A 26,231-nucleotide genomic window follows, 5' to 3' on the forward strand; every position below is an offset into this window, starting at 1 on the left:
ACGTTTTGGCACATCACTTTAGTATAACCAGTTTTTGAAATTCATTTGCCTTTGAATTATCGCTGGTTGAACGGACAGTAATCTTGTAAATATATACCCCTTTTCCGATATTATCACCATAATCATCCAAGCCGTCCCATTCAATATTATCAACACGGTATCCTTCGGTAGAAACCTGCTGTTGTATGGTTTTGATGCGTTTCCCGCTTACGGTAAAAATCTCTACTTTAACATCTAAAACATCGCCCGGCCGGTTATGTTCAAACCAGAAACTGGTGCTGGTAGTGAATGGGTTCGGATAATTTAACACATGACTTAACGCCAAATCCGCCGTTGCAGCTACCACAAACTCGGTATAGCCATCCCCTGAGTTGTTATAAACATCCCATGCTTTCACTGTAACCGTATGTCTGCCCTCAGCCACATCTGCCAAAGGATAGGCTACCGAACCGCTTTGATATTTATCAAGATCAGACTCATAATATTCATTCAGTTTTAAGGTTGTTTGCTGGTCATCATCTAAAGTCGCCGTAATATCATGGCCAACCGCATTTCCCAAAGCATTTATTCCTGATGAATCAATCAGTTTTATCAGTAAAACAGGATTTTCATCTGTAAGTCCACCAAAAACAAAAGTTTCATCGTTCATATAAACATCAACCAAAGGACCTGCAACATCGGTTGGCGCATTGTCTGCAGTTCCACCAATAATTACATTCGAATTATATCCATTCGCATCATCCAACCCATTATCGGCATAATAACTCAGTTTTCCTGCACCGTAACTATAGGAAATATCTTTTGGCACAATAAACGTAAACTGAAATTCACCATTCGTTACACTGGCTTTACCTTTATATAAGGCGTTTTTTTGTAATTCAAAACTAAATGGCTGACTAGGCCCGTATCCGCCAACACCACTAAATGTTGGGTCGTTTACAAGATTATTTATCGTGATTGGTTTATCATAAACAGCAGGATAAACGGTTCCATTAAATGATGATAATTTAATTCCGCCTTCATCGGTTACTTCACCGGTAATTACAACTTTATCTAATGCCTTTAATGTATCGGTATAAATTGCTACATCAAATCCATTTACTGTTTTAGTGGTTACATTAAATTTCGGATAATTTAATACCAAAGCAGGATCACCTAATAAAATAAATTTTCGATTATTTGTTGCACCGGTTGTTACTGCATTTTTCCCTTTTTTTACTGCATCGCCCAATGCCGGATACTGCCCGTCAATTTTAATAAATAACTGTGTCAGTAAATTGCGATTTAAATCATAATTTCCTGAAGCATAAACCAGCCTAACGGTTGTTACCAAAGCAATTCCGCCTCCTGTAGGGTTCATAAGCACCAGTTCGCCTGCTGATCTTAAATCAGGATTATCGTAACGTGAAAATGAACATGTTGCAGTTATAAATAAAGGCAGTTTATCATAATTATCCCAGGTATTAATATCATCAACCGAAAGTACTCTTTCCTGTGCCCAGTTTTGTTCATTTCCATGACCTAAATAATTCATGATAAATGCACCGGAATATATTTTATTATTAATATTTGTTTCTACCTCAGGGTATCTTTCACCACCTGCACCCGGAATTTGCTGATAAGAGTCAAAATAAATTTTATCAATATTGTAAACCGGGTAATCTTCATCAATCATTTTAGCCAATAAATCGGCATCTTTTACGTGTTGATTATAATCTTCATCATCCGCTAAAAAACATAATCCATTTCTCCAACTGCCTAAACTTTCTGTTGATTTATAATGTAAAATTTTATCTACCATTTGTGTTGCTTCTTCAGCAGTTACAACAGGCAATCTGCCAATACCAATATCCAGTTTTTCGGCTGTGTCTTCAATATTATCTCCTTCGGTTGGGTCCAGAAAACCAAAAAAATCATCTGTGCCATATGAAACCCCGCGTGACAGCGATTCACCACTTTCGTAATTCGGAACTTTTAATGTATTCTTTTCATCGTCAAAAGCGAGGTAGCGAAAATCAAAAGATGCATCGCCAAACAATAATAAATAGCGTGGCATTAATTCAGTATCTCCACCTGCACGTTCATAAAACATGCGCATCATATCGCGTATTGCAGATATATCCTGTGCACCAGATGAAAATTCATTGTAAATAGTATAAATATTTACTACCATGGTATCTAAACCCTGCGTATCGTGATGGAATCCCGCTAATCTTCTCGCCTCACTTAAAAATGTAGGATGTGCAACAATTACATAATCCGGTTGGTAAGCGATATTATGTAAATTCTGATTGGCAACTGTTTCTTCGAAAGTAATATCATTACCCGAAAAAACATCTCCCGATTTAAATGCAATAAACTGACGTAACGAATCTGATTTTGCAGTAAAAATTACATTACTTCCTTCACTGGAAAAAATTTGATTTTTTACATTTATCTGATCAGTCACATCCCAAATAGTAACATCAGTTCCTGATGTTATAGAATATTTAGTAATATTTCCCGGCGCAATAGTAGATTGATCTCTAAAATATAATTGTGCATTATCATACATTAATTTACCTCTGCCTAATAATTCAATATAATTCATCCAGGCAGTATTAACTGATGAACCTGAAAATTCTACATGTATGGCTATGTTTTCTGATGATGATGAAAATGCTGTTTCAATTGCACTTTCATAAGCATACGTTTCATTAAATCCGGCAACTAATTCTGATATAACAATATTACTTGGCAACGGAACGCCATTGGCATCAAATTTTAAAATGGTAGAACCCGAAAGGCTTGCCCCGGCTGCGCTTGAGCGAATTGTTACGGGTGTAGTGGTAATTAAATTCGGCAACGTAAAATTATAAGTGCGGTCGGGATTATAAATATCTATTATTTCACTATACCATTTTCTGCCTGAGTTTAGCAAATTAATTTTATCGTTATCGGTAAAAGCCAAAACATCATATTCGGTGGTGAGAATATTTTCTGTTCCATCAGATGTTTTATTTTGAATAAATTTTCCAGAGCCCTGATCTGTTGTTATAAAATAATACGTTTGATCTGAATATATATTATTGGCGTGTGCATAACGGTTTGTTGTTTCATTATAATACCAGCGATGCGGCGCCTGTCCGAAAAAATAAATATAGTCGCCATCATCAAAAAAACCATTTGCATTGGCATCAAATTTATAGATGGCATTTTCCTGTAAATCGTCGTAACGAAAACCTGCATTTGATTCAGGTAACATGCCACCACCATTTCCGAAAACACCAAATGTGCTGAACGAAATTGTTCCGGTAATGCCATTACTGTTTAACCAGTCGCGGTCAATTTTAAAAACACCTTCTTTTTTTACACTGATTTTATACCAGCTTCCTGCTGCTAAAACCGAACCTTCTGCAAATTCATTTTCATCGGTTGTTTTATAATTATTGGCGCCGGATGTAGTGATTACTAATTTAAACTGCACTAATTTTTCAATATTTCCGGTGGTATTATTTAAACGCAGCGGAACAAAATGTACATCAAGTAAAGGTTGTTTTTGTGCATATCCGATTTGATATTTTATTTCAACCTGATTGCTTAACTGCAAACGCATACCGGCAAGTTTTTTACTGTCGGCAATTTCAATGAGTTCGTAAACAGCATTTTCCAGTTTTACGGTTATGGCAGCAGTTCCGGTAACGGGAAAAGACTCACCGTATTCCGGCAAAATAATATTGTTGATGAACTGATAGCCGGCGCCCTCAAACTGCAACGATTCGCCGTATTGCTGGTCAAGATTGGAAAACGGACGTAATTCGGCTGACCAATTGAGTGTTCGATCCACTGAAATTTGTTCACCAGCCAATACTGCATTAGCAAATAAACACGTTAACATTGCAGTCGAAACAAAAAATTTAGTTGATCTGCGAAACATTTTTATCGCTGTCATAGGTTTTTTAACTAAGGTTATAGGTGCCACTTAAACGCAAATATCATAAGAATATTGCCATTATTCCGTCATTTTCGGTTAATACCAACAATGTACGGTTAACCCTGTTTTTTTTCATTTTGTTCACTTTGAATTTTTCGGGTTTACATGCGCAGGATCTCCGATATGGGCATTGGCATGCAAGTGAAACCATGTTTAATCCGGCCTTTACCGGCTCGTCGGGGCAACCACGGGTAATATTGAATTTTCGTGACCAATGGCCGGATATGCCACAGTCTTATGTTTCTTACCGTGCGGCTTTTGATGCTTATGTCGAGCCAATTCGAAGTGGTATCGGACTGTTTATAAATCAGGATAATCAGGGCGATGGGGTGCTTCAATCCACCGAAATCGGCGCACAGTATATGTATCAGGCACGAATCGCCTACAGTTGGGCACTAAATTTCGGGATGCAGTTTTCTTATAATCAGATTCGCCTAAACTGGCAGGATTTGCAGTTTTTCGACCAAATCAACCTTTTATACGGTTTTAATGATGTTTTCGGCAATCCTAATCCGACAGCAGAGCTTACTCCCGGCAGTCTCACCCAGGGTTACACCGATTTAGGTGCCGGGGCAGTTTTATACAGCGATAAAATGTATGTAGGGCTGGGCGTTTCGCACCTCACAACACCAAAAGTAAGTTTTTATAACAACGCGGCGAGTGTCATTCCGATGGGCTTTTCGGGTCAGGCAGGTGTGTTTTTTGGGGGTGGAAAGAAGGATGCGCTGGTAGTGAACCCTTACGCGCTGTTTTCTACACAAAAGGGTTTTAGTCAGCTGCAGACTGGCATTTACGTTAAAAAAAGTATCATTTTGGGCGGATTTGCGGTTAAACACAATACTTCGAACCTCAGCGACGTTATGTTCCTCGCAGGTTTGAGTAAAGGAATGCTCAAATTTGCCTACAGCTATGATGTGAGTGTGGGACCACTTGCCGGACTATCCGGAGGGGCGCACGAAGTATCATTAATGTTGACTTTTAAGGACAATCCGGACAGGTCGAAAAAGAATAGTCAAAAAAGTATGCTTGATTGTCCTTCTGTGTTATGAATGTAAAAATAAGTTTTATACATTTGCGTTAACTCTGTAAAATAGATTAAAGTATGAAAAGAAATCTGCAGCCTGTAATGCTTTTAGTGCTTACAGTATTAGTTGTTTCACTTTCAACTTCCTGTAAAAAACGGTCGTCGGTTACCAATTTCAAGTATAACGACACCAAATGGGGAGGTTTTGAAGCCCACAAATTCGATGGTCAGGCCACCGGGCCTAACTTAGTTTTGGTTCAGGGCGGTACCGTTACGCAGGGTGTTACCGAGCAGGACGTTACCTTTGAATACAACAACATTCCTCGTCGTGTTACTGTTTCTTCCTTCTATATGGATGAAACTGAAATCTCAAACTTACACTACCGCGAGTATGTGTATTGGGTAACTAAACAGTTTCCTGATTTCCCTGAGGTAATCAAAAACTCTTTACCGGATACACTGGTATGGCGCGAAGAACTTGCGTTCAACGAACCATATGTGCAGTATTATTTCCGCCACCCATCTTACCAAAACTACCCTGTTGTAGGTGTTTCCTGGTTACAGGCTACTGAGTTTTGTAAATGGAGAGGTGACCGTGTGAACGAGATGATTCTTGCCGAAAACAAGTACATCACGCCAAACACAATGGGAACCGGTGAAGATAATTTCACTTCTGAAACTTACTTATCACAACAGTATACTACCAATATCAAAAAAGGTAAAAAAGATTACAGCCCTTACGCTGCTGACCCTAAAATGGGACGTTATGTGCGTATGGAAGATGGTGTACTTTTACCTGACTACCGTTTACCAACTGAAGCTGAATGGGAATTTGCTGCTCTTGGTTTAGTTGGTAACCGCGTTACCGGAAACGAGATGATTACCGATCGCCGTATTTATCCATGGGATGGTACTTCATTGCGTGAACCTTCTGCAAAAGAAAAATGGGCTCAAGGTAAAATGCTTGCAAACTACAAACGCGGTCGAGGTGACTATGCGGGTGTTGCCGGTAAATTAAACGATAACTCTATTATTACAGCTCCTGTTTATTCATTCATGCCTAACGATTACGGTATATATAATATGGCCGGAAACGTTAACGAATGGGTTGCCGATGTTTATCGCCCGAATACTTATTTTGATGAAGAGGACCTAAACCCGTTCCGTGGTAATGAATATATGACCCGCGAATTGGATGAAGATAACTATCCATTATTAGATTCATTAGGTCGTATTCGTTATCGCCCTGTGAAAGACGAAGAAGCTGTTAACCGTCGTAACTATAAAAAAGGTTATGTAGTTGATTACCTCGATGGTGACTCAACATCATATGTAACTTACGATTATGGTAAAACAACTTTAATCAGCGATAATGCACGTGTATACAAAGGTGGCTCATGGGCTGATGAAGCATTCTGGTGTTCACCCGGCTCACGTCGTTATCTTGAAGAAGATAAATCGACTGCTACAATCGGTTTCCGTTGTTGTATGATTCGCCTAGGTGGTGATGTTGATAATGAAACCAAAGGTGGTAACAACTTCAAGAAAACCAAAAAACAACAAAAAGTAAATAAGACCAACAGAAATATGAATAAATTCTGATGTGTTGGTAAAAGAAATACGAGCCTTCCGTAACTTACGGAAGGCTTTTTTATTTTTACTGCCTTATGCAAAATCAAATCGAACAACTTTATCAGCTTTTTCTTCAGTCAACCGGTGTAACTATCGATAACAGAAAAATTTCCGGTGGTGAAATGTTTTTTGGCTTGCAGGGAGATAAAGTAAACGGTAGTATATATGCAAAAGCTGCTTTAGATAATGGTGCCTTATGTTGTGTGATAAATGATGACCAATATAAAATAAATGAAAAGTGTATTGTAGTTGAAGATGTTTTAATTGCCTTACAATTACTGGCAGCAAAATATCGGAGCACATTTAATTTTCCGGTATTGGCTTTAACCGGCTCAAACGGTAAAACAACAACTAAAGAATTAATAGCAGCAGTATTATCAAAAAAATATCGCGTATCAGCAACCAAAGGGAATTTGAATAATCATATCGGAGTTCCCTTAACTATTTTATCTGTTCCAAAAGATTGCAATTTTGCTGTAATTGAAATGGGTGCTAATCATCAAAAAGAAATTGGAGGTTATTGCAAGTATGCTAATCCCGATTTTGCATTAATTACCAATATTGGAAAAGCACATCTAGAAGGTTTTGGGGGGATAGAAGGTGTGTTAAAAGGTAAATCAGAATTATTTGAATTCGTGCTGCAAAAAAATGGAATTTTATTTATTAATAGCGGCGAGAAAAAATTAAAGGCATTATTTTCAGATTACCCAAAAATGATAACTTACGGGTTTGAAGCTAATGATTATGCCAGTGGCAAGATGATAATAGGAGATGAATTTGCACAATTAATTTTAGATGATAACATTACTATTCAGTCGCATTTAGTTGGCGATTATAACAATAATAATATTATGGCAGCTGCTTGTATTGGGAAATACTTTGGCGTAGAAGTGGAGGACATTAAAGCAGCCATTGAAGCTTATCAACCCGATAACAACCGCAGCGAGTTAAAAGAAGTAGGTGGCAATTATTTTATTATGGATGCTTATAATGCGAATCCATCGAGCATGCAGGCTGCCATTGAAAATTTTTCAAAATTAAACGCGACGCATAAAATTGCCATATTAGGTGATATGCTGGAACTGGGCGATTATGCTGTTGCAGAACACCAGGCTATTATGGATTTGGTATTAAAAAGTAATGTCACTAAGGTAGTTACGGTAGGTCCTGTATTTGCAGCTTTATCAAATAAAAATGTTTTGGCATTTCCGGATGCAGCAGCAGCAAAAAAATGGTATGCTGCACAAGCATTTAAAGGAGCAACTATTTTATTAAAAGGCTCGCGCGGTATGCATCTCGAAGAAATAATCAGTTGAATGATTTCCGAAACAATATTTCCGCTTAAAAATTATTTCTTGCAATAAATAATTATCCCAATTTATGAAAAATGCGTAACCATTTTTCAGGCACATCATTTTTAACAGCAGCCTCATAATCTTCATAAGCACATGGTACTAATTGATGGCGTTCAAATCGCTGTTGCACTATAAAAGGAACCTCTACCCACCAACGACCGGTTTTCATACTTTTCCAAAATGTGAGGTCGTATTCATTATCGGCAATATTGACAATATATTTTGTAAAATCTTTTTCTGAAACAATTGGGTAATCACTTTTGCGATTATAATAACCATCTACAAAATACCAAATCATTTGTGCGATAAGCTGAGCCGTTAATTCCTGATTATCAAACATCGGGTTGTACTCATAAATACCAAGGGAAGTAATTTTATCGCTCATCCCTGCGTAACGCATAATCTGACACATTTCTTCACCCGATAATCCGTTTGGTGTAGCGTGAGCATGCCCGGGTGCATCTGCTCCGCGAATTGCAGATATGTCGATACTCAAAATATCTGCATCGCGTACCTCTGGTTCTGCGAATTGAATATTTTCTTTTATTCTGCCCAATCGGATAGCATCAAAATATAATGCATCAACTGCTTTAATAATTTCGGGAGAATTAAAATGCGACTGATAAGCTATGCCTGAATAATTAAATAAATATTTGGGTTCGTAATTAAAAATGTTTTGAATCCAGGTTCTTGCTGCCGGTAAATATTCAGGATCATCTAAATCGATACGTTCATCTATCACCATTAAATTAATGGCCTGCCCTAAAAATTCATAACCTGCATATTGGCCTATGGTAACATCCTGGCTGCCTCCAATAATTATAGGTAAAATTTGCTGACCCAGAAACCATTCCATTACCATTTTTAGATTTTGGTAAGTTTCTTCGGGTGTTTCACCAACCAAAACATCACCGGCATCCATCACTTGAAGCGGATAATCGTTTATGGCTAATTTATAAAGGTGCTGACGAATTATATCTGCTCCGGTGGCACATCCGCTGTTTTGCAGACTACCACGACCTTCATTTACTCCTATAATGGCAATTAAACATCCATTGGTATCCGGTAATTCGCCGGTATTAATATTAATTTTTTTCCCCCAATGATAGTTTTGAAGCGTCCAGTCGTTCAAAAATTCCTTTATACGAACGGGAGTAAGGAGTTTATTTATCATGGTATAAAATTGAGGTATAAATTGAAATGCTTGCACATCGCTTTTCACCTCAACTTTTTCAGGTTGTCTATTTATTCAGTCATTTCAGCATTTTGATAAGTTGATGCGGCGCTCAACCGGCCGTTTACGGAAGCGACTCAATCAATTTTATTTACTTTTGTAACAAATACAGGCAATATGCAAGGGTTTTTTGATTCGGAATTTCTTCACAATACAATACGGCAATGGACCTGGCTGGCGGGTGTCATTCTGTTTGTGATATTATTCAAAAAGTATATTTCCAAAATGATTAGTCTGCTATTATTCAAAATAGTAGAAAAAACAGAAGCCGGCGACCTTGTTGAAGAATTTTTGCGCCTTATATTAAAACCGCTTCAATATTTTATTGTATTACAAACAATTTACTTCGGTGTAAAAACACTGCATTATCCTTTTGTTGAAAATGATGAAGTTGTAAAAAGTTATGTAATCAGCTTTTTATATGGCGCATACCGCTTATTGCTAATATTTAATGCTGCTTGGATTGTTTCTCGCATTGGCGATTTTTTTGTTTTGGTGTTAAAACATCGCGCAGCAAAAACAGAAGACCCATGGGATGATCAGTTAGTTGTTTTTTTGAAAGACCTCATACGAATGCTGGTGTGGACTATTGCATTTTTAAGTGTGTTAGGTGTTGTTTTCGGTGTAAATATATATTCAATAGTTGCCGGTGCGGGAATTGCCGGAATTGCCATCGCCTTTGCGGCGCAGGAAACATTACAAAATGTATTCGGCAGTATTTCAATTTTTACGGAAAAACCATTTGTAATCGGCGATTTAATCGAAACCGAAGGTATAACAGGGAAGGTAGTTAAGGTTGGATTTCGCAGCACGCGTGTAAGAACTATTGATACCGCTTACATGACAATACCAAATAAAAATATTGTAAACAATAAACTGAGCAATTTAACAAGAAGAACTTCGCGGCGTATAATATTAAATTTAGGATTGAGTTACAACACTACATCACAACAATTACTACAAATAGTAAACGAAATAAAGACATACGGTGAAAACCATCCACAAAAAAATGAAGAAATAAATGTTGCCGTAAATAATTTCGGCACCTATGCAATTGAAGTGTTGGTAGAAATGCACTTTAATTACATGGAGTGGGAAAAATATGTTGTTTTACGCAATGAAGTGTTGCTTAAAATAAATGATATTGTTAAAAACAACGAAGCTGAATTTGCTGTGCAGTCGGGCGTTGTGAAATAAAAAAGGCTGCCCCCGAAGAGACAGCCCTGGCTTCATTGTGTAAATATTTTAATTATGCGTAATCATAAGTTTTTCAATTCCGCATGCTTCATTATTTTCTAATTTGATAAAATACATACCCTGCATTAAATTACTCAGATTTAAAGGGTAAGTAATTCCCGGTTGTAAATTATCTTGTGCGAAAACAATATTACCGGCCATATCTGTTATTGTAGCGTGAATATTATTTTGGTAAGAAGGCGCAATGTATAAATAAACAAAATCGTGCGCAGGATTTGGATACGTTAACATTTCTATTTCATCCTTGCTTGTTCCGATAGAACTATATGTAATTACAGTTTCATCTATTTCGTTGTGACCTGAAAAAGTACCGGTATTGCCGGATTGTACTTTTCCATAATAAGTATCAGCAATGGTATAAGGATATACCGGAATTCCGGTTTCATTTACAGTAACAAAATAGGCATATGTTCCTTGCGGATATTCAGGTGTAATGCAAAAACGTCCGTTATGTGCATCCAAAGTTCCGCTGCCGGCAACGTATACATAATCTTCTACATAGTGTCCGAGCGGATAATTGTTCGATACTTTTGGCCCCCATAACGATTCTTCCAGCAAAGTGCCATCTGGCAATGTATTGCGTTCAGAAATTTGTCGTAACTGATATGATGAGGTCATACGAACAATTGCACCGCTTCCATCAGGATTTTCATTTGCATATGCACCATAAATTGGATAGCCATCGAAAGCAAAACCCAAAATTGGTGAATGCGCACCTGCATCATTTGCGTCATATAAACAGGAAGGGGCTATATAATTATAAAACTCACCGTTTTCGGAAGCATACCCGTCGCAATCAGTTGCTTCCGGTGACATAGTTCGTGCATTGTCAACGTGCCAGATATTATTCCCATGATAACTTGCCTCACCAATTCGATTAAAAACACTCACTCCATTCGACCAAACTCCAATTCGACCAATACTGATTGGTGTTAAATTGTTTAATTCAGGTTCAGGGTTGCGGGTAATTTTAAAAACAAAATTTTGGTTCGGCGCTAAAGTCGGGTCATCCCAGGGTCCGATATCGTAACCGGGAATTGCTTCACAACTGATATACACATCATCATCCGTGTATTGCACTTGTTCCACATTGGTTTCCAGAATGTCGTGCCAGGAAGCCGAGTTCGCATTAACCAGCCAGGAGGTCACCTCCGGCGAGAGCTGTGCATAGGCGTTCGCCATAGTACATAGCATTAGTACTTGTAGTGTAGTTCTTTTCATCATACTTGAATATTTAAAAAAGGATAACTTTTATAAAAATACCACTGTAGATAATGCTGAGCAATCCACTGATTATCAATCGATAATACGAATTGTAGTTAAAATGATACAAAACCTTACCCTTCAAGCACAAAAACTAACTTTTGAATGACTGTAGAGCTCCGAATGGGCAATTAGCTAATTAGCTGATTAGCTAATGGGGTTCGGTGTTTGAATGCCATTCTTGCTCAAATTCGGCTGTTCATTGGTACTTCGTCACGGGTCAATATTGATTGACCCCAACCGGAGCTCCGAATTAAATTTTAGCTCAAAATTCGGCTGTTCCATTGGTACATCGGTACATTCACCCATCGGTACATTTTCCGGCTGTTCCATTGGTACATCGTCACGGGTCAATATTGATTGACCCCAACCGGAGCTCCGAATGGGCAATTAGCAAATTAGCTGATTAGCAAATTAGCTGATGGGGTTCGGTGTTTTAATGCCATTCTTACTCAAATTCGGCTGTTCATTGGTACATCGGTACATTCGCACATTGGTACATCAAAATTCACATTCAAATATTCCTCTTTCCGCTTTCAACTCCGTAACTTTGCTTTTTAATGGAAAATTTCGAAAAAGTTCCGGCAGTCATTCTTCTTGCAGACGGGACCGCCTTTCATGGCTACAGCGCCGGTAAAATCGGCACAACAACAGGTGAAATTTGCTTTAATACCGGCATGACGGGCTATCAGGAGATATTTACCGATCCCAGTTATTTTGGTCAGATATTGGTGATGACCAACGCCCATATTGGTAACTATGGTACTATTGCAAGTGAGGTGGAATCTGCTTCAATTAAAATTTCAGGCCTGGCAGTTAAAAATTTTACTAACCAGTTTTCCCGTCGCAAAACTGAAAATTCTATTCAGGATTACCTGATCGAAGAAAATCTGGTTGCCATTTCTGATGTTGATACTAGAGCTATTGTTCGCCACATCAGAAGCAAAGGTGCCATGAACTGTATCATCAGCAGCGAAACAACGGATATCAATATCTTAAAAACCAAATTGAACGAAGTTCCCGATATGAATGGTCTGGAACTGGCAAGTATGGTTTCTACAACTACACCGTATTTTATTGGTGATTCAGGCGCTGAAAAAAAGGTTATTGTATATGATTTTGGTGTGAAAAAAAGTATTTTAGATAACATCGCAATTCGTGGATGTTATTTGAAAGTAGTTCCTGCCAAAACCAAATTTGAAGATACACTCGATTTTAAAGCAGATGGCTATTTTATTTCAAATGGCCCCGGCGATCCGGCAAGTATGGGTTATGCTGTTGAAACAGTTAAACAAATTTTACAAAACGATAAACCATTATTTGGAATTTGTTTAGGACAACAATTGTTAGGTTTGGCAAATGGTGTTACTACTTATAAAATGCATCATGGTCACCGCGGTTGTAATCATCCTGTTAAAAATTTAATTACCGGATTAAGTGAAATAACAACTCAAAATCATGGTTTTAGTATTAAGGAAGAAGATATGCGTGCATCTAAAAATATGGAAATAACACATATCAATTTAAATGATAATACTATCGAAGGATTTCGTTTAACAGATAAAAAAGCATTTAGTGTACAATACCATCCCGAAGCAACACCGGGACCACACGATGCACGTTATTTATTTGATGATTTCATAAAACTCATGAATTAAAAAACCACTGTAAAAACACATCATACATTACTCATTACTCATCACTCATAACTCATTCTATGTCACATATCATTAACATTTTCGCAAGACAAATTTTAGATTCACGTGGAAACCCCACCGTTGAAGCAGAAGTAACTACTGAATTTGGTGCCATCGGCCGCGCTGCAGTTCCGTCAGGAGCAAGCACAGGTATACATGAAGCTGCAGAATTACGCGATGAAGATCCGGATGTTTATCTCGGAAAAGGTGTATTAAAAGCAGTAGAAAATGTAAATGAAATTATTGCTACCGAACTGGAAGGTATGAACGTATATGATCAAAGTCATATCGACCGTTTAATGATTGAATTAGATGGCACACCAAATAAATCTAAATTAGGTGCAAATGCTATTCTTGCCGTTTCTCTAGCCTGTGCAAAAGCTGCTGCAATTGAATTAAATGTTCCGTTGTTCAGATATGTTGGTGGTGTTAATGCAAATACATTGCCTGTTCCACTGATGAATATTTTAAATGGTGGTGCACATGCAGATAATAAAATTGATTTTCAGGAATTTATGATTGCACCTGTTGGTGGTGACAATTTTTCTGATGCATTACGTATGGGTGTTGAAGTATTTCATCACCTGAAAAAAATATTAAAAAATAAAGGTTACTCAACAAATGTTGGTGATGAAGGTGGATATGCACCGAATATTCAAACCAATGAAGAAGCAATTGAAATTGTTTTAAAAGCAATTGAAAGTGCAGGCTACATTCCGGGTGAAGATATTGTTATTGCAATGGATGCAGCTGTGAGCGAATTATATGATACGGCTTCAGGAATGTACATATTCAAAAAATCAGATGGCAGAAAATTGAGTTCAGAAGAAATGGTTGATTACTGGGCAACTTGGGTTAAAAAATATCCTATTGCTTCTATTGAAGATGGTTGTGCGGAAGACGACTGGACAGGTTGGAAATTAATGACCGATAAACTCGGCAGCAAAATTCAATTAGTTGGTGACGATTTATTTGTTACCAATGTTAAACGATTGAATAAAGGAATTAAAGAAGGTATTGCCAATTCAATATTAGTTAAGGTAAATCAAATTGGTTCGCTTACCGAAACTTTACAAGCTGTTGATATGGCACATCGTGCACGTTACACATCAGTAATGAGTCACAGAAGTGGTGAAACTGAAGATACTACCATTGCTGATTTAGCAGTGGCTTTAAACTGCGGACAAATTAAAACAGGTTCAGCTTCAAGAAGCGACAGGATTGCAAAATATAACCAGTTGATTCGTATTGAAGAAGAACTAGGTGATTCTGCTATCTGGCCGGGCAATATTTTTTTGAAATAAGCCGGAAACGTTAAAATTTTAGGCCGTGTGGACTGTTTTGTAAACTATCCACACGGTTTTTTCTTTTTTAAGCGTTTGTAGTAAGCTGCATGCATGTAACTTTATACTGTTAATTATGGCGAAGAAAACTACATTTCGTGAAAGGTTAAAACAATGGACAGTTCCAACACTGCTGCTCAATAAGTATGTATTTACACTTTTTGTTTTTGGGGTTTGGATGACATTTTTCGATAGAAATAACTTTATTCGCCAGTATAATAGAATGCATGAGTTGAATACGGCAAAAGGGAAAATGTCGTATTATATCAAAGAAACCGAATTGGCAAATGAACAACTCTCCAAATTAAAATCAGATATGAATGCCATCGAAAAATTTGCCCGGGAAGAATATTATATGAAAAAACCGGAAGAAGATGTGTTCGTTATTCTCGATAAATAATGTGTTTAAAACGCTAAGTTTCTAAAGTTAATTTGGATATATATTTTAATATCCACCCATAAATTTCCGTACAAACCATTCGATACTTAATAAAGTCAGTATCAAAAAAAATATCCATTTTAAATTTATTACCGATTGCGTTTTAATTATTTCCCGCATGACAGGCTTAGCTGCTGCACTTTGATTAATTATATCTGTTAATGAAGCTATTTGATCAGGATAAACCATTTTGCCACCTGTTTGCACAGCAAGTTGATTTAATAAACGATGATCGGCAGTTGTGTTAATTGATTCTAATCGCAATGGACTAATACTAAAGGCGCCGTTATCTTTAAATTCTTTGCCATTGTAAACCACTTTGCCTTCATAGGTATAATTACCGGCAGGGAAAAACCCGGCATTCAAAGTGTAACTTTTATTGTTTTTAGAAAACTGAAAAGGAAAATCTTTGCCATCCTGATTTTTAATGGTTAATGTAACATCCGGTTCATTAATTAACTGATAACTATCATTATACAATTCAGCATCGAGTAATACCGGTTCGTTTTCGTTTATTACACTGCGCGCTTGATTTACGCGAAATTGTTTTTTATCGTTTTTAGTGCTTAAATATTGTAATGTTTTACTCACCAATTCATTGGTTGCATCCTGATTGGTATTTATCACATAATCATACAAGCGCCACTTCCAGATATTTTCTCCAAATAATATCGCTGTTTTACTGCTGCCTGCGAGCGAATAAATTAATAACGGATTTTTAGTATTTACATTTCCGATTTTTTGATTCAAGATAGATTGTGACGCAGGCGAAACGGTGTATTGACCATAAGGTGCATTTAATGCCGGTAATTTTGGAAACAGCGAAATTGTTTTTTCTTCCAGATTAAACAGATTAAATACATTTTGATAATTTCCGGTTACCTCATTAGCAGATTGTCCATTTGAATTTATACTTACCAGTGATTGCGCTTTGTTAAAAACATTTGTTGCCGTTTGATTACCCGTGATAAACCAGGTAGGAATTTGTTTATTTTGGATTTCACTAATTAATGTTGGTATGGTATTTTTTGCAGATGGCAACTGATGTAAAATAATTACATCATAATCACTGCCCTGGCCTCTCCAGTCTGGCGCAAGCTGCACGGTAACATCGTAATTTTTATTCGATTCAATTGATTGGCGCAATGCATTTAAATCGGGATGCGGTGCATTGGCAAGAATTAATATTTTTTGACGGGCATCTAAAACTTCAACAAAAATATCACGGGTATTATTAACAGTTGTGTGTTCTCCATCAATAGCTGAAACACGAACCTGATAATGTTTTATACCGGGAGCGTCAGCATTAATTTCCCAATTGAGCGTGGTTGAAAAATTTTCTTCGTTTATGTTTATCGGTAGTTCACCAAGTGATTTAGTATTGGTTGGTGTTATTTCTACAATACTTGCTTTTGTTCGGGCATCTTTACAAAAAATGGCTTCCAGCTCAGCAGTTACGACAAATTTATCGTTCAGGTAAACAATATTATTATGTAGCACTCTGGTTATACGAATATCTTTTTTAGCAGTGGTATCGCCAAGGGCAATGGTATACATCGGAGCTCCTAAATCATTTTTAATATATACGGGATTACTACCTGTATTATAAATGCCATCGCTCGCCAGAATAATGGCACCTACATTTAAATTTTCATATAAATTATTAATCGACGTAAGTGCTGTTGAAATGTCGGTTGATTTTTCACTGTAGTTCAACGAATCAAAACCTTCCTGCAATGTATTGCCAAAAGTGTAAGTGCGAACCTCAAATTTATCATCCAGCGATTTATAAAGGTTGTCCAGTTTTTCACGGTAAGCTGCAGCATCGCCAACAACAGATTTAATACTACTTGAATTATCCTGAACAATAACCACAACCGGTTTTTCGGTTTCATTTAATCTCGATTTCAAATAAGGATTCAGCAGTAAAAAGGCAATAATAAACACAGCTAAAAAACGAATTGCCGAAAGTGCACGTAGCCACCATTTATTTTGGAGGGCATCCTTCATTTTTTTTTCGCGGAAATACATTCCGCCGGCATATAACAATGCACCTGCTAAACAAAGCAGCCAAAACCATGATGGATAATCAGTAAACAGTTGAAAATTCATGCCGTTGCGAATATACAATGACAAAACGAGTAAGCGGTAGTAAAACTGATACAGGGCCTCAGTTAAATTTCGTTACCATTTAGGTAATAATAGAATATTAATGCAGGGGAGTGGTGAAAATCAGGTATGTAAAGCACCACAAACACTTAAAACCTGACCTGTAACATAACTGCTCATGTCACTTGCTAAAAATAAAGCAACATCAGCAACTTCACTGCCTTTTCCAAAACGACCCAGCGGTATAGATTTAAAGTAGTTTTGTTTTAATTCTTCAGGTAATTCTCCGGTCATATCGGTTTCAATAAACCCCGGTGCAATTGCATTACAACGAATATTTCTTGAACCAACTTCTTTGGCAATCGATTTAGTAAATCCTATTATTCCTGCTTTTGATGCAGCATAATTAGCTTGACCGGCCTGACCAATTAATCCAACAATTGACGAAACATTGATAATACTGCCTTTGCGCGCCTTCATCATTGGTTTAATGGCGAATTTTGTCAAATTGAAAACAGATTTCAGGTTTATATCAATTACAGCATCCCAATCTTGTTCGCTCATGCGTAACATGAGGTTATCTTTAGTGATACCGGCATTATTAACTACTACATCTAATGCATTAAAATCGGCCATCACATCATTAATTAACTGTTCAGCTTCAGCATAATTACCTGCATTACTTTTATACCCTTTTGCTTTTATACCAAATCCATTGAGCTTTTCTTCAAGTGCTAATGCTTTGGCTTCACTGCTTAAGTAAGTAAATGCAATATTTGCTCCTGCTTCTGCAAATCTGATGGCAATTGCTTCACCAATTCCACGTGAGGCGCCGGTAATAAGTGCAGTTTTATTTTCAAGTAATTTCATGACAAGGTTTTTCAAATGTTTACGCTAAAACAACGTACTGTTATTTTTTGCCGGAATGAATATCTCCCCCAAAAAAAAATTAAACCAGCTGACCTTTAATTGCTTTGGCCATCATTTCACCTAAAATTGCAGGGCTGTCGCAAACGTGAATGCCACAGTTGCGCATAATTTCCATTTTTGCCGCTGCAGTATCATCTTTTCCGCCAACAATAGCGCCTGCGTGGCCCATTGTGCGGCCTTTTGGAGCTGTTTGGCCTGCAATAAAACCAACTACAGGTTTTGTGCCATGTGCTTTAATCCAGTTAGCAGCATGAGCTTCCATAGTTCCACCAATTTCACCAATCAGGATAATACCTTCGGTTTCATCATCAGCCATTAATAATTGAATCGCATCTAAAGTTGTAGTTCCCGGAACCGGGTCGCCTCCAATACCGATACAAGTGCTTTGACCCATACCGGCTTTAGTAACCTGATCAACAGCCTCATAAGTTAATGTTCCTGAACGGGAAACAATACCAATATGGCCTTTTTTATGAATAAAGCCCGGCATAATGCCCACTTTAGCTTCTTCCGGTGTTATGATGCCCGGACAGTTAGGGCCTATTAAGCGGCAATCTTTGTTGCTGATATATGCTTTTACCTTGATCATATCCTGAACAGGAATACCTTCAGTAATAGCAACTATAACTTTAATTCCGGCATCAGCGGCTTCCATAATGGCATCAGCGGCAAATGCAGGTGGTACAAATATGATGGTCGTATTAGCACCTTCTTTTTTTACAGCATCTTCAACTGTATTAAACACAGGACGGTCGAGGTGCTTATTGCCACCTTTGTCCGGTGTAACCCCGCCTACTACGTTTGTGCCGTAAGCAATCATTTGTTCAGCATGAAATGTGCCTTCTTTTCCGGTGAATCCCTGTACAATTACACGGGAATATTTTCCTACTAATACGCTCATGGTGCGAAGATAAAATGAATTTGTTTATTCTGGCAGGTAAAATTAACCCTTGTGAAAATTATTCAACAAAAATTAAGCTGCTGAACACATTTTCAGCATTTTTCACCTTTATTACATAACATCCTGCAGCAAAACCGGACATATTAATGGTAGTACTATTACATGCAGGTTGGGTATAGATAATATTTCCTCGCATATCTGATACTATAATATCCGCCTGTATACCTTTTTGTAATTCCACAAAAACCCGGTCATGTGTTGGGTTTGGATAGATTAAGATATTAGTAGCATCGTAATCCTTCACAGGAATATCAGGATATTGGTAAACAGCAAAATTTTCGGCAGGAACACCACCTGCTGAAGAAAAACTACCGGCTACTAAAATGCCATTTTGATATGCTATAACTGCTTCTATTTCTCCGGTTACTCCGCCTTCCAAAATGTCGATAGTAGTTCCATCATATGCAAGGATACTTCCTGCGGCATTCGTAACACCATCAATTATGAGTTGGTCGAAACCGCCTGTAATAAATAGGTTTCCATTAAAAACACGTAGTGTATGCACAAATTCATGCAGACCGGTTATCTCATAAGCAAGGTCGAAGCCAGGGTTTACCCATTCCGTGCCATTCCATTTTGCAATACATCCTAAAGTTGTGGTGCCACTCAGAGTGAATTCACCACCCGCATATAATTCACCATTATATGCACAAACTGCATAAACCGATTTATTAAATCCGGCACCTAATGCATGCCATGTTGTGCCATCCCATCGGGCAATACCATTTACAATTGTTCCGCCTGCCTTATAAAAATTACCGGCCACAATTAAATCGCCATCAAAAATTGTCATGTTGTGCGGGTATAAAATTGATGGCATACCGGGAATAAATTCAGTGAGTCCGTCACCTAATGGTAACCAGTTTGTGCCATCCCATTGCATAATGCCATTTACTACAACATCTCCAGCAATATCAAAATCGCCACTGGCAATAACTTTTCCATCATATTCAATGATGTCGTAAATAGATGCATTTTTCGGAAAACCCGGACCCGGATTATTTTGAAAAACACCGTTGCCAACTTTTGACCATGTACTGCCATTGTATGTGTACACATAGTTTGAATCGGTAGTAAACTGATATAGTGCTGCGTATAGTTGTCCGTTCAGGGAATCGATTGCGTGGCCTTCCTGTGCAAAGGTGGTGCCAACAGAATTCCAGTTACTGCCATCCCAGCCTGCAACAAAAGCGGCATCTGCATCACAAACGGTATGAAAAAATCCGGTGCTGAAAATGGTGTCGTTGTATTTCGCAAAATCAACTACAAATCCGTCGGTATTACCCGAGCAAAATGTTGACCACTGTGCATGTATTCGAGTGTGAATCAATAAGCAACAAAACAGAAGTAATCGTATTTTCATAATACAATTTTAACGGTAATATTAAATAAATGCAAAAAGTAAAATGTAAGTGTTTTGTCAGAAAACGTTGAGCCAATTATTTATCTCTGGCAATTTTTTCTTTGAGGGCATCGCGCGCATCCCGCAAAAAGTCGCTGGCGAAAATGAATGAATTCAGATTGTCATCCTGAACATCTAATATTTGTGTTTTATCTCCTTCCCAATCTTTCACACCTTTATAAAGGAAAACTATTTTTTCACCAATTTCCATCACACTATTCATATCATGGGTATTGATGATGGTAGTCATATTAAACTCATGGGTAATTTCACTAATTAAATCATCAATTACAATTGATGTTCGCGGGTCGAGACCGGAGTTTGGTTCATCACAAAATAAATATTTCGGATTGAGCACAATTGCTCTTGCAATACCAACCCGTTTTTTCATACCACCTGAAATTTCTCCCGGGAATTTTTTATTTGCACCGGAAAGATTAACACGTTCGAGACAAAAATTTACACGGTCTAATTTTTCCTTTTTTGTGGCATTACTAAACATGTTCAATGGCAACATTATATTTTCTTCTACTGTCATTGAATCAAATAAAGCAGAACCCTGAAATAACATACCAATTTCGCGGCGCAGATTTTTTTGTGCTTCGCGATTTAAATCAAAAAAATCACGCCCGTTAAAGTAAACTTTACCCGCATCCGGTGTAATTAATCCGGTCATGATTTTCATTAAAACTGTTTTTCCCGATCCGCTGATACCTATAACCAGATTGGTTTTGCCGGCTTCAAATACGGTTGATACATCGGTTAATACCCGTTGCTCGCCAAATGATTTTGTGATATTGGTTATTTCAATCATAAGAGAAGGGATGCAATTACATAATCGGCTAACAATACAAAAATACAACTGTAAACTACGGCTTGTGTACTTGCTTTTCCAATTTCAACAGAGCCACCTTTTACATAATATCCCATATAACAGGAAATGGATGAAACAATAAATGAAAATGTAAATGATTTGATAAACATTAATTGTACATCAAATGGATCAAATAACATTCTGATACCGCGAATATAATCTTCAGTTGAATAATAACTGGATAATGACGTAGCAATAAATCCACCCATAATTCCGGAGTAAGCAGCAATTGCTACTAACAATGGAATGGTAATTACGGCAGCAATTATACGCGTTGCAATTAAATAACTTTCGGTATTTACGCCCATAATTTCCAGCGCATCTATTTGTTCAGTTACGCGCATGGAACCTAATTCGGATGCTAAATTTGAGCCTACTTTTCCCGCAAGAATTAATGCGGTAAAAGTCGGTGCTAATTCAAATACAATGGTATTTCTTACAATCAATCCAATATATGACGATGGAACAAACGGGGTTCCGTACAACTGATAAGCAGTTTGAACGGCTGTTACCGCGCCTATAAAAATGGAAACCAATAAAACAATAAATGCTGAACCTACACCGATATCATTCATTTGCCTGAATAATTCACGCCAGTACATTTCCCAGCGGGCAGGCCTCGAAAACATCCGCCTGATCATTATCAGGAATTTGCCCAGGTGATTAAACAGGTTAAACTCAAGTTTCATTGTTGTAAAATTATAATTTTAGTGTCAAGTAACTGCTATTGCAGCCAATAAAAAATAATTTGCTTAAAACGCCTCTCTGAACGTTACATAAAAACCGCCATTGCCATATCCGTCGAACCCATAATCTACGCGCAAACTGAGTTTGTCTTCCGGAACAATAAATAACCTCCCGCCAACACCATAAGAGTATTTTAATCCGCTTAACGAAAAATTGGAAAACCGGTCTGCCACTTCGCCAATTCCGCCAAAAGCGGTCACACCAAAATATTTCCAGAATGTTACACGGTATTCTGCCTGCAGGGTCATATAATTTTTATCGCGAAAACGACCTTCAAAATTACCACGCATGTGTTTATCTCCACCTAACTGTGCCAATCGGTTAAAGGGTGGATTGCCCGGTACAAATTGCCCGAAAAAATTAAATCCGATTACATCATCTTTCCCTATTTTATTAAACTGACTTGCTTCAATAAAATAATCAACGTAATTGTATTCGCTGCCTAAAATTTTATTATGCACCACTGCTGAAACATCAACATTAACGCCTGACAACGGAAAATAAATATTATCGCGTGTATCAAATGTAAACCAAGGTCCAAGTCCTACGTTTCTGCCACCTTCCTCACCGGTAATAGTATCTGTATCAAAAATGCCACCTTCCAAAGTATTATATACTTTAGTATATTCAAAAAAGGTTTTAGCTCCGGCGTAAATATTTTCTTTTATTTTCCGCTGACCATTAATATAAATATTAAAATAATCGTAGTCGTATTTTTCTTTGTCCTCTTCTTTAGTATCGTTGCCTATACCATAAAATGAATCTGGAAATTTAAAATAGGATGTAGAATAATTGAGTTTAAATAAATTATCCCTTAAATAACTATCACCGCTTATGTTGCTTTCAACCTGTTTGTTTAAAGTATAAACAAAAACACTTTTTAAAACTGAGGGATAAGTGTCGGGATATTTTTTAGATGGCGGTAAATACCAAACTAAACCGGCACCCAAATACAACCTTGTTTCGGGTGTATAACCAACAACCGGAGAAGGAAAAAATTTGCTTTTCTTTTTAATGGTATCAACCGCCACAGAATCGACCTGAGCCTGTGCAGTGAAACCTGACAAACAACAAATAAAAAATAGTAAACCTGAAAAACGTTTTATGTTTTTATTGAATAACCGGACAACGTTCAAACGGAATTGTATCATCAAAAAGTTTTCTATAGGTAATTAACGTTCGGTGTTGGGTTGCTTGTATGTGCGCAACAAAATTCAGCATTTTTTTATTGAAATCGCCAATCCACAACAGTTCAATATGTGTGTATTTGTCGCTATTGTTCACTATTTCATGCATATAAGCCGCCATACCTGCTTCAACGCCTTTATTTTGAAATTCGGGAACCACACCAAAAATGACACCATATATACGCTCCATTTTAACAAATGGTTTATGCAGCATCACATTGAGCATACCGCGCAAGTTTAAATTTCCACCCGCATATTTCAATAATTGGTTTGCATCAGGAATACCAATAAAAAAGCCTGCAGGTTTTTCATCTACATAAGCAAAAATAAACAGCTCGGGGTCCATAATTGGTTTTACTTCCCGCATCAGGTTATTGCTTTGTTCTTCAGTCATGGGAACAAAATCTTCATGATTTGCCCAGGCCTGATTATAAATACTGCGAAAATCATCAGCAAATTTTTTCAAATTGCGTTTGTCTGCCGTCTGGAATTTAACCTTGTTCCTTGCCTCCAACCGTTGTTTAATACGATATACAATGGGTGGCATATTTTTATTGCGATGCAGGATATAGGTATACTGATTAAAATAATTGAGGAAGCCGTAGTTTTCAAACAACTTTTTATAGTAGGGGTGATGATAATTCATACCATAAACGGGTGTATCAAATCCTTCTACCAGTAAACCCCACCATTTATCTCGTTCACCAAAATTAACCGGACCTTCCATGGAGTTAAAACCCTTGTCTTCCAGCCATTTCTTACAGGCATTAAACAATAAATTGGCAGCGTCCTGATTATCTACACATTCAAAAAAACCACATCCACCGCATTTAATGGTATCAGAACCAGGTTGTTTGCGATAAAATGCTGCTATCCGGCCAATCGTTTCGCCTTCTTTATTGTTCACTATATATAATACAGCATCTCCTGTTTTAAAAAGCAGATTTTTTTCCCGGTCAAAAATGCGTTCAATCTCCTGTCTGATAGGCGGAATATAGTTCGGGTTGTCGCCATACAACTGAAAAGGCAGTTCATAAAACCAGTTCGCTGTGTCCTTGTTGTTTACTTCTATTAAGTGCATTTGGGGTAAAACTAATATATCTGACTCAAAATCACAGAATCTGAATGCTCGATTGAGCAACTTTGGGGTTCAAATGGCTTGTTGGGGTTGACAATTCCGGATATCCCGTTTTTAAACCGAATCTTTGTGCACAATGCTTTGAATTCCAAAATTCCCCCCGTATCTTTGCCGCCGAATTGAAAATCGTCCTTTTAAATTCTATATATAATGCCAGGAAAAGGTAAAATTAAACAGATCATCGGCGCAGTTGTCGATGTAGCTTTCGAAGAAGGAAATCTTCCCGAAATCCTCAATGCGCTTGAGGTTAAACGCGAAAATGGTGATTCATTGATTCTTGAGGTGCAACAGCATCTTGGAGAAGACAGTGTAAGAACCATTGCCATGGATTCAACTGATGGTTTAGTTCGTGGAACTGAAGTATTAGACCTTGGAGCTAACATTTCGATGCCTACAGGTAACGAAATTCGCGGTCGTTTATTCAACGTGGTAGGAAAAGCAATTGATGGTATGAAAGCCGTTAATTCAGAAAAACCTTACCCAATTCACCGCAAACCGCCGCTGTACGAAGATCTTTCTACAGAATCAGAGGTGTTATTTACCGGTATTAAGGTAATCGACTTGATTGAACCTTATGCAAAAGGTGGTAAAATCGGTTTATTTGGTGGTGCCGGTGTAGGTAAAACGGTATTAATTATGGAATTGATCAACAACATCGCAAAAGGTTATGCCGGTATGTCGGTGTTTGCCGGTGTTGGTGAAAGAACCCGCGAAGGAAACGATTTATTACGTGAGATGATTGAATCAAACGTAATTCGTTACGGCGAAGAATTTAAACATTCAATGGAAGCCGGTGGATGGGATTTAAGCAAAGTAGATTATAGCCAGTTAAATCAAAGTCAGGCAACTCTGGTATTCGGTCAAATGAACGAACCACCGGGAGCTCGTGCCCGCGTTGCATTATCAGGATTAACCGTAGCTGAATATTTCCGCGATGGCGATCCAAATGAAGCTAAAGGTCGTGATATCCTGTTCTTTATCGATAATATCTTCCGCTTTACACAAGCAGGTTCTGAGGTTTCGGCTTTATTAGGTCGTATGCCTTCAGCAGTAGGTTACCAGCCTACACTTGCAACTGAAATGGGTGTGATGCAGGAACGTATTACTTCAACAAAACGTGGTTCAATTACATCTGTTCAGGCCGTTTACGTTCCTGCGGATGACTTAACTGACCCTGCTCCTGCAACAACATTCTCCCACTTAGATGCAACAACGGTATTAAACCGTAAAATTTCTGAGTTAGGTATTTATCCTGCGGTTGACCCTCTGGATTCAACTTCACGTATCCTTTCTGCTGATATTGTTGGTGCTGAACACTATAATTGTGCGCAACGTGTGAAACTTACTTTACAACGTTACAAAGAATTACAGGATATTATCGCCATCCTTGGTATGGAAGAGTTAAGTGAAGAAGATAAACTTGTTGTAAGCCGCGCTCGTCGCGTTCAACGTTTCCTTTCTCAGCCATTCCACGTTGCTGAACAGTTTACAGGTTTAAAAGGTGTATTGGTTCCAATCGAAGAAACAATCCGTGGTTTTAACATGATTATGGATGGTGAAGTAGATGAATATCCGGAAGCAGCATTTAACCTTGTAGGAACAATTGATGATGCAATTGAAAAAGGTAAACGATTAATTGCCGAAGCAAAAAATTAAGAATTAAATA

The 26,231-nt window shown here is 37.7% G+C and carries 19 protein-coding genes; 8 read left to right on the top strand and 11 right to left on the bottom strand.

Annotated elements, in window-relative coordinates; all coding sequences use genetic code 11:
- Positions 1-13: 13 nt before the first annotated feature.
- On the bottom strand, positions 14-3,826 hold the full coding sequence (gene porU, locus IPI65_11790) for a type IX secretion system sortase PorU (GenBank protein ID MBK7442194.1): 3,813 nt from the start codon (positions 3,824-3,826) through the stop codon (positions 14-16).
- A 233-nt stretch (positions 3,827-4,059) separates the two neighbouring features.
- Here porU and IPI65_11795 point away from each other — a divergent pair, with 233 nt between their 5' ends.
- The 3 genes from IPI65_11795 (at position 4,060) to IPI65_11805 (ending at position 7,945) form a co-directional block, all read left to right on the top strand.
- Positions 4,060-5,022, top strand: coding sequence for a PorP/SprF family type IX secretion system membrane protein (locus IPI65_11795; GenBank protein MBK7442195.1), 963 nt, complete (start codon positions 4,060-4,062; stop codon positions 5,020-5,022).
- 53 nt (positions 5,023-5,075) lie between these two features.
- Complete coding sequence (locus IPI65_11800; protein MBK7442196.1) at positions 5,076-6,599, top strand: SUMF1/EgtB/PvdO family nonheme iron enzyme; 1,524 nt, start codon at positions 5,076-5,078, stop codon at positions 6,597-6,599.
- 65 nt (positions 6,600-6,664) lie between these two features.
- The gene (locus IPI65_11805) at positions 6,665-7,945 is read left to right on the top strand and encodes a UDP-N-acetylmuramoyl-tripeptide--D-alanyl-D-alanine ligase (GenBank protein ID MBK7442197.1); all 1,281 of its coding nucleotides are present in this window, start codon (positions 6,665-6,667) and stop codon (positions 7,943-7,945) included.
- Positions 7,946-7,997: 52 nt separating this feature from the next.
- Here IPI65_11805 and IPI65_11810 read toward each other — a convergent pair whose 3' ends face one another.
- On the bottom strand, positions 7,998-9,158 hold the full coding sequence (locus tag IPI65_11810) for a formimidoylglutamase (GenBank protein ID MBK7442198.1): 1,161 nt from the start codon (positions 9,156-9,158) through the stop codon (positions 7,998-8,000).
- Positions 9,159-9,443: 285 nt separating this feature from the next.
- Here IPI65_11810 and IPI65_11815 point away from each other — a divergent pair, with 285 nt between their 5' ends.
- On the top strand, positions 9,444-10,415 hold the full coding sequence (locus IPI65_11815; GenBank protein MBK7442199.1) for a mechanosensitive ion channel: 972 nt from the start codon (positions 9,444-9,446) through the stop codon (positions 10,413-10,415).
- A gap of 48 nt (positions 10,416-10,463) precedes the next feature.
- Here the strand turns inward: IPI65_11815 and IPI65_11820 are convergent, their stop codons facing one another.
- Complete coding sequence (locus IPI65_11820; protein ID MBK7442200.1) at positions 10,464-11,699, bottom strand: YHYH protein; 1,236 nt, start codon at positions 11,697-11,699, stop codon at positions 10,464-10,466.
- A 599-nt stretch (positions 11,700-12,298) separates the two neighbouring features.
- Here IPI65_11820 and carA point away from each other — a divergent pair.
- The 3 genes from carA to IPI65_11835 all read left to right on the top strand — a co-directional run bounded on the left by carA (position 12,299) and on the right by IPI65_11835 (position 15,178).
- Positions 12,299-13,396 carry a glutamine-hydrolyzing carbamoyl-phosphate synthase small subunit gene (carA, locus tag IPI65_11825; GenBank protein ID MBK7442201.1) on the top strand — a complete coding sequence of 366 codons (1,098 nt, stop codon included), beginning with the start codon at positions 12,299-12,301 and terminating at the stop codon, positions 13,394-13,396.
- A 59-nt stretch (positions 13,397-13,455) separates the two neighbouring features.
- Positions 13,456-14,739 (top strand): phosphopyruvate hydratase, encoded by a 1,284-nt coding sequence (gene eno / locus IPI65_11830; protein ID MBK7442202.1) that lies wholly within the window; start codon positions 13,456-13,458, stop codon positions 14,737-14,739.
- A gap of 115 nt (positions 14,740-14,854) precedes the next feature.
- Complete coding sequence (locus IPI65_11835) at positions 14,855-15,178, top strand: septum formation initiator family protein (protein MBK7442203.1); 324 nt, start codon at positions 14,855-14,857, stop codon at positions 15,176-15,178.
- 45 nt (positions 15,179-15,223) lie between these two features.
- Here IPI65_11835 and IPI65_11840 read toward each other — a convergent pair whose 3' ends face one another.
- The 8 genes from IPI65_11840 to IPI65_11875 all read right to left on the bottom strand — a co-directional run bounded on the left by IPI65_11840 (position 15,224) and on the right by IPI65_11875 (position 24,508).
- Positions 15,224-17,329 carry a VWA domain-containing protein gene (locus IPI65_11840; protein MBK7442204.1) on the bottom strand — a complete coding sequence of 702 codons (2,106 nt, stop codon included), beginning with the start codon at positions 17,327-17,329 and terminating at the stop codon, positions 15,224-15,226.
- Positions 17,330-17,449: 120 nt separating this feature from the next.
- Positions 17,450-18,196 carry a 3-oxoacyl-[acyl-carrier-protein] reductase gene (gene fabG / locus IPI65_11845; GenBank protein ID MBK7442205.1) on the bottom strand — a complete coding sequence of 249 codons (747 nt, stop codon included), beginning with the start codon at positions 18,194-18,196 and terminating at the stop codon, positions 17,450-17,452.
- 79 nt (positions 18,197-18,275) lie between these two features.
- Positions 18,276-19,157, bottom strand: a complete 882-nt coding sequence (gene sucD, locus IPI65_11850; protein MBK7442206.1) for a succinate--CoA ligase subunit alpha — start codon at positions 19,155-19,157, stop codon at positions 18,276-18,278.
- A gap of 58 nt (positions 19,158-19,215) precedes the next feature.
- Positions 19,216-20,580 carry a T9SS type A sorting domain-containing protein gene (locus IPI65_11855; protein MBK7442207.1) on the bottom strand — a complete coding sequence of 455 codons (1,365 nt, stop codon included), beginning with the start codon at positions 20,578-20,580 and terminating at the stop codon, positions 19,216-19,218.
- Positions 20,581-20,656: 76 nt separating this feature from the next.
- Positions 20,657-21,433, bottom strand: a complete 777-nt coding sequence (locus tag IPI65_11860) for an ATP-binding cassette domain-containing protein (GenBank protein MBK7442208.1) — start codon at positions 21,431-21,433, stop codon at positions 20,657-20,659.
- On the bottom strand, positions 21,430-22,182 hold the full coding sequence (locus tag IPI65_11865) for an ABC transporter permease (protein MBK7442209.1): 753 nt from the start codon (positions 22,180-22,182) through the stop codon (positions 21,430-21,432). The genes IPI65_11860 and IPI65_11865 overlap by 4 nt, the downstream gene beginning before the upstream one ends.
- A gap of 63 nt (positions 22,183-22,245) precedes the next feature.
- Positions 22,246-23,307, bottom strand: a complete 1,062-nt coding sequence (locus tag IPI65_11870; protein MBK7442210.1) for a BamA/TamA family outer membrane protein — start codon at positions 23,305-23,307, stop codon at positions 22,246-22,248.
- Between the two features lie 43 nt (positions 23,308-23,350).
- Positions 23,351-24,508 carry a hypothetical protein gene (locus IPI65_11875; protein MBK7442211.1) on the bottom strand — a complete coding sequence of 386 codons (1,158 nt, stop codon included), beginning with the start codon at positions 24,506-24,508 and terminating at the stop codon, positions 23,351-23,353.
- Positions 24,509-24,715: 207 nt separating this feature from the next.
- On the opposite strand from IPI65_11875, the gene IPI65_11880 reads away from it, so the two are divergent.
- Positions 24,716-26,221, top strand: a complete 1,506-nt coding sequence (locus IPI65_11880; protein MBK7442212.1) for a F0F1 ATP synthase subunit beta — start codon at positions 24,716-24,718, stop codon at positions 26,219-26,221.
- Positions 26,222-26,231 lie beyond the last annotated feature (10 nt).

This window comes from Bacteroidota bacterium, from assembly GCA_016706255.1.
Lineage (GTDB): Bacteria > Bacteroidota > Bacteroidia > Chitinophagales > BACL12 > UBA7236.

Coding starts and splice junctions, on each gene's coding strand:
- IPI65_11800 (MBK7442196.1), top strand. CDS start 5,076: ATGAAAAGAAATCTGCAGCCTGTAATGCTTTTAGTGCTTACAGTATTA.
- IPI65_11805 (MBK7442197.1), top strand. CDS start 6,665: ATGCAAAATCAAATCGAACAACTTTATCAGCTTTTTCTTCAGTCAACC.
- IPI65_11810 (MBK7442198.1), bottom strand. CDS start 9,158: ATGATAAATAAACTCCTTACTCCCGTTCGTATAAAGGAATTTTTGAAC.
- IPI65_11815 (MBK7442199.1), top strand. CDS start 9,444: ATGATTAGTCTGCTATTATTCAAAATAGTAGAAAAAACAGAAGCCGGC.
- IPI65_11820 (MBK7442200.1), bottom strand. CDS start 11,699: ATGATGAAAAGAACTACACTACAAGTACTAATGCTATGTACTATGGCG.
- carA (MBK7442201.1), top strand. CDS start 12,299: ATGGAAAATTTCGAAAAAGTTCCGGCAGTCATTCTTCTTGCAGACGGG.
- eno (MBK7442202.1), top strand. CDS start 13,456: ATGTCACATATCATTAACATTTTCGCAAGACAAATTTTAGATTCACGT.
- IPI65_11835 (MBK7442203.1), top strand. CDS start 14,855: ATGGCGAAGAAAACTACATTTCGTGAAAGGTTAAAACAATGGACAGTT.
- IPI65_11840 (MBK7442204.1), bottom strand. CDS start 17,329: ATGAATTTTCAACTGTTTACTGATTATCCATCATGGTTTTGGCTGCTT.
- fabG (MBK7442205.1), bottom strand. CDS start 18,196: ATGAAATTACTTGAAAATAAAACTGCACTTATTACCGGCGCCTCACGT.
- sucD (MBK7442206.1), bottom strand. CDS start 19,157: ATGAGCGTATTAGTAGGAAAATATTCCCGTGTAATTGTACAGGGATTC.
- IPI65_11855 (MBK7442207.1), bottom strand. CDS start 20,580: ATGAAAATACGATTACTTCTGTTTTGTTGCTTATTGATTCACACTCGA.
- IPI65_11860 (MBK7442208.1), bottom strand. CDS start 21,433: ATGATTGAAATAACCAATATCACAAAATCATTTGGCGAGCAACGGGTA.
- IPI65_11865 (MBK7442209.1), bottom strand. CDS start 22,182: ATGAAACTTGAGTTTAACCTGTTTAATCACCTGGGCAAATTCCTGATA.
- IPI65_11875 (MBK7442211.1), bottom strand. CDS start 24,508: ATGCACTTAATAGAAGTAAACAACAAGGACACAGCGAACTGGTTTTAT.
- IPI65_11880 (MBK7442212.1), top strand. CDS start 24,716: ATGCCAGGAAAAGGTAAAATTAAACAGATCATCGGCGCAGTTGTCGAT.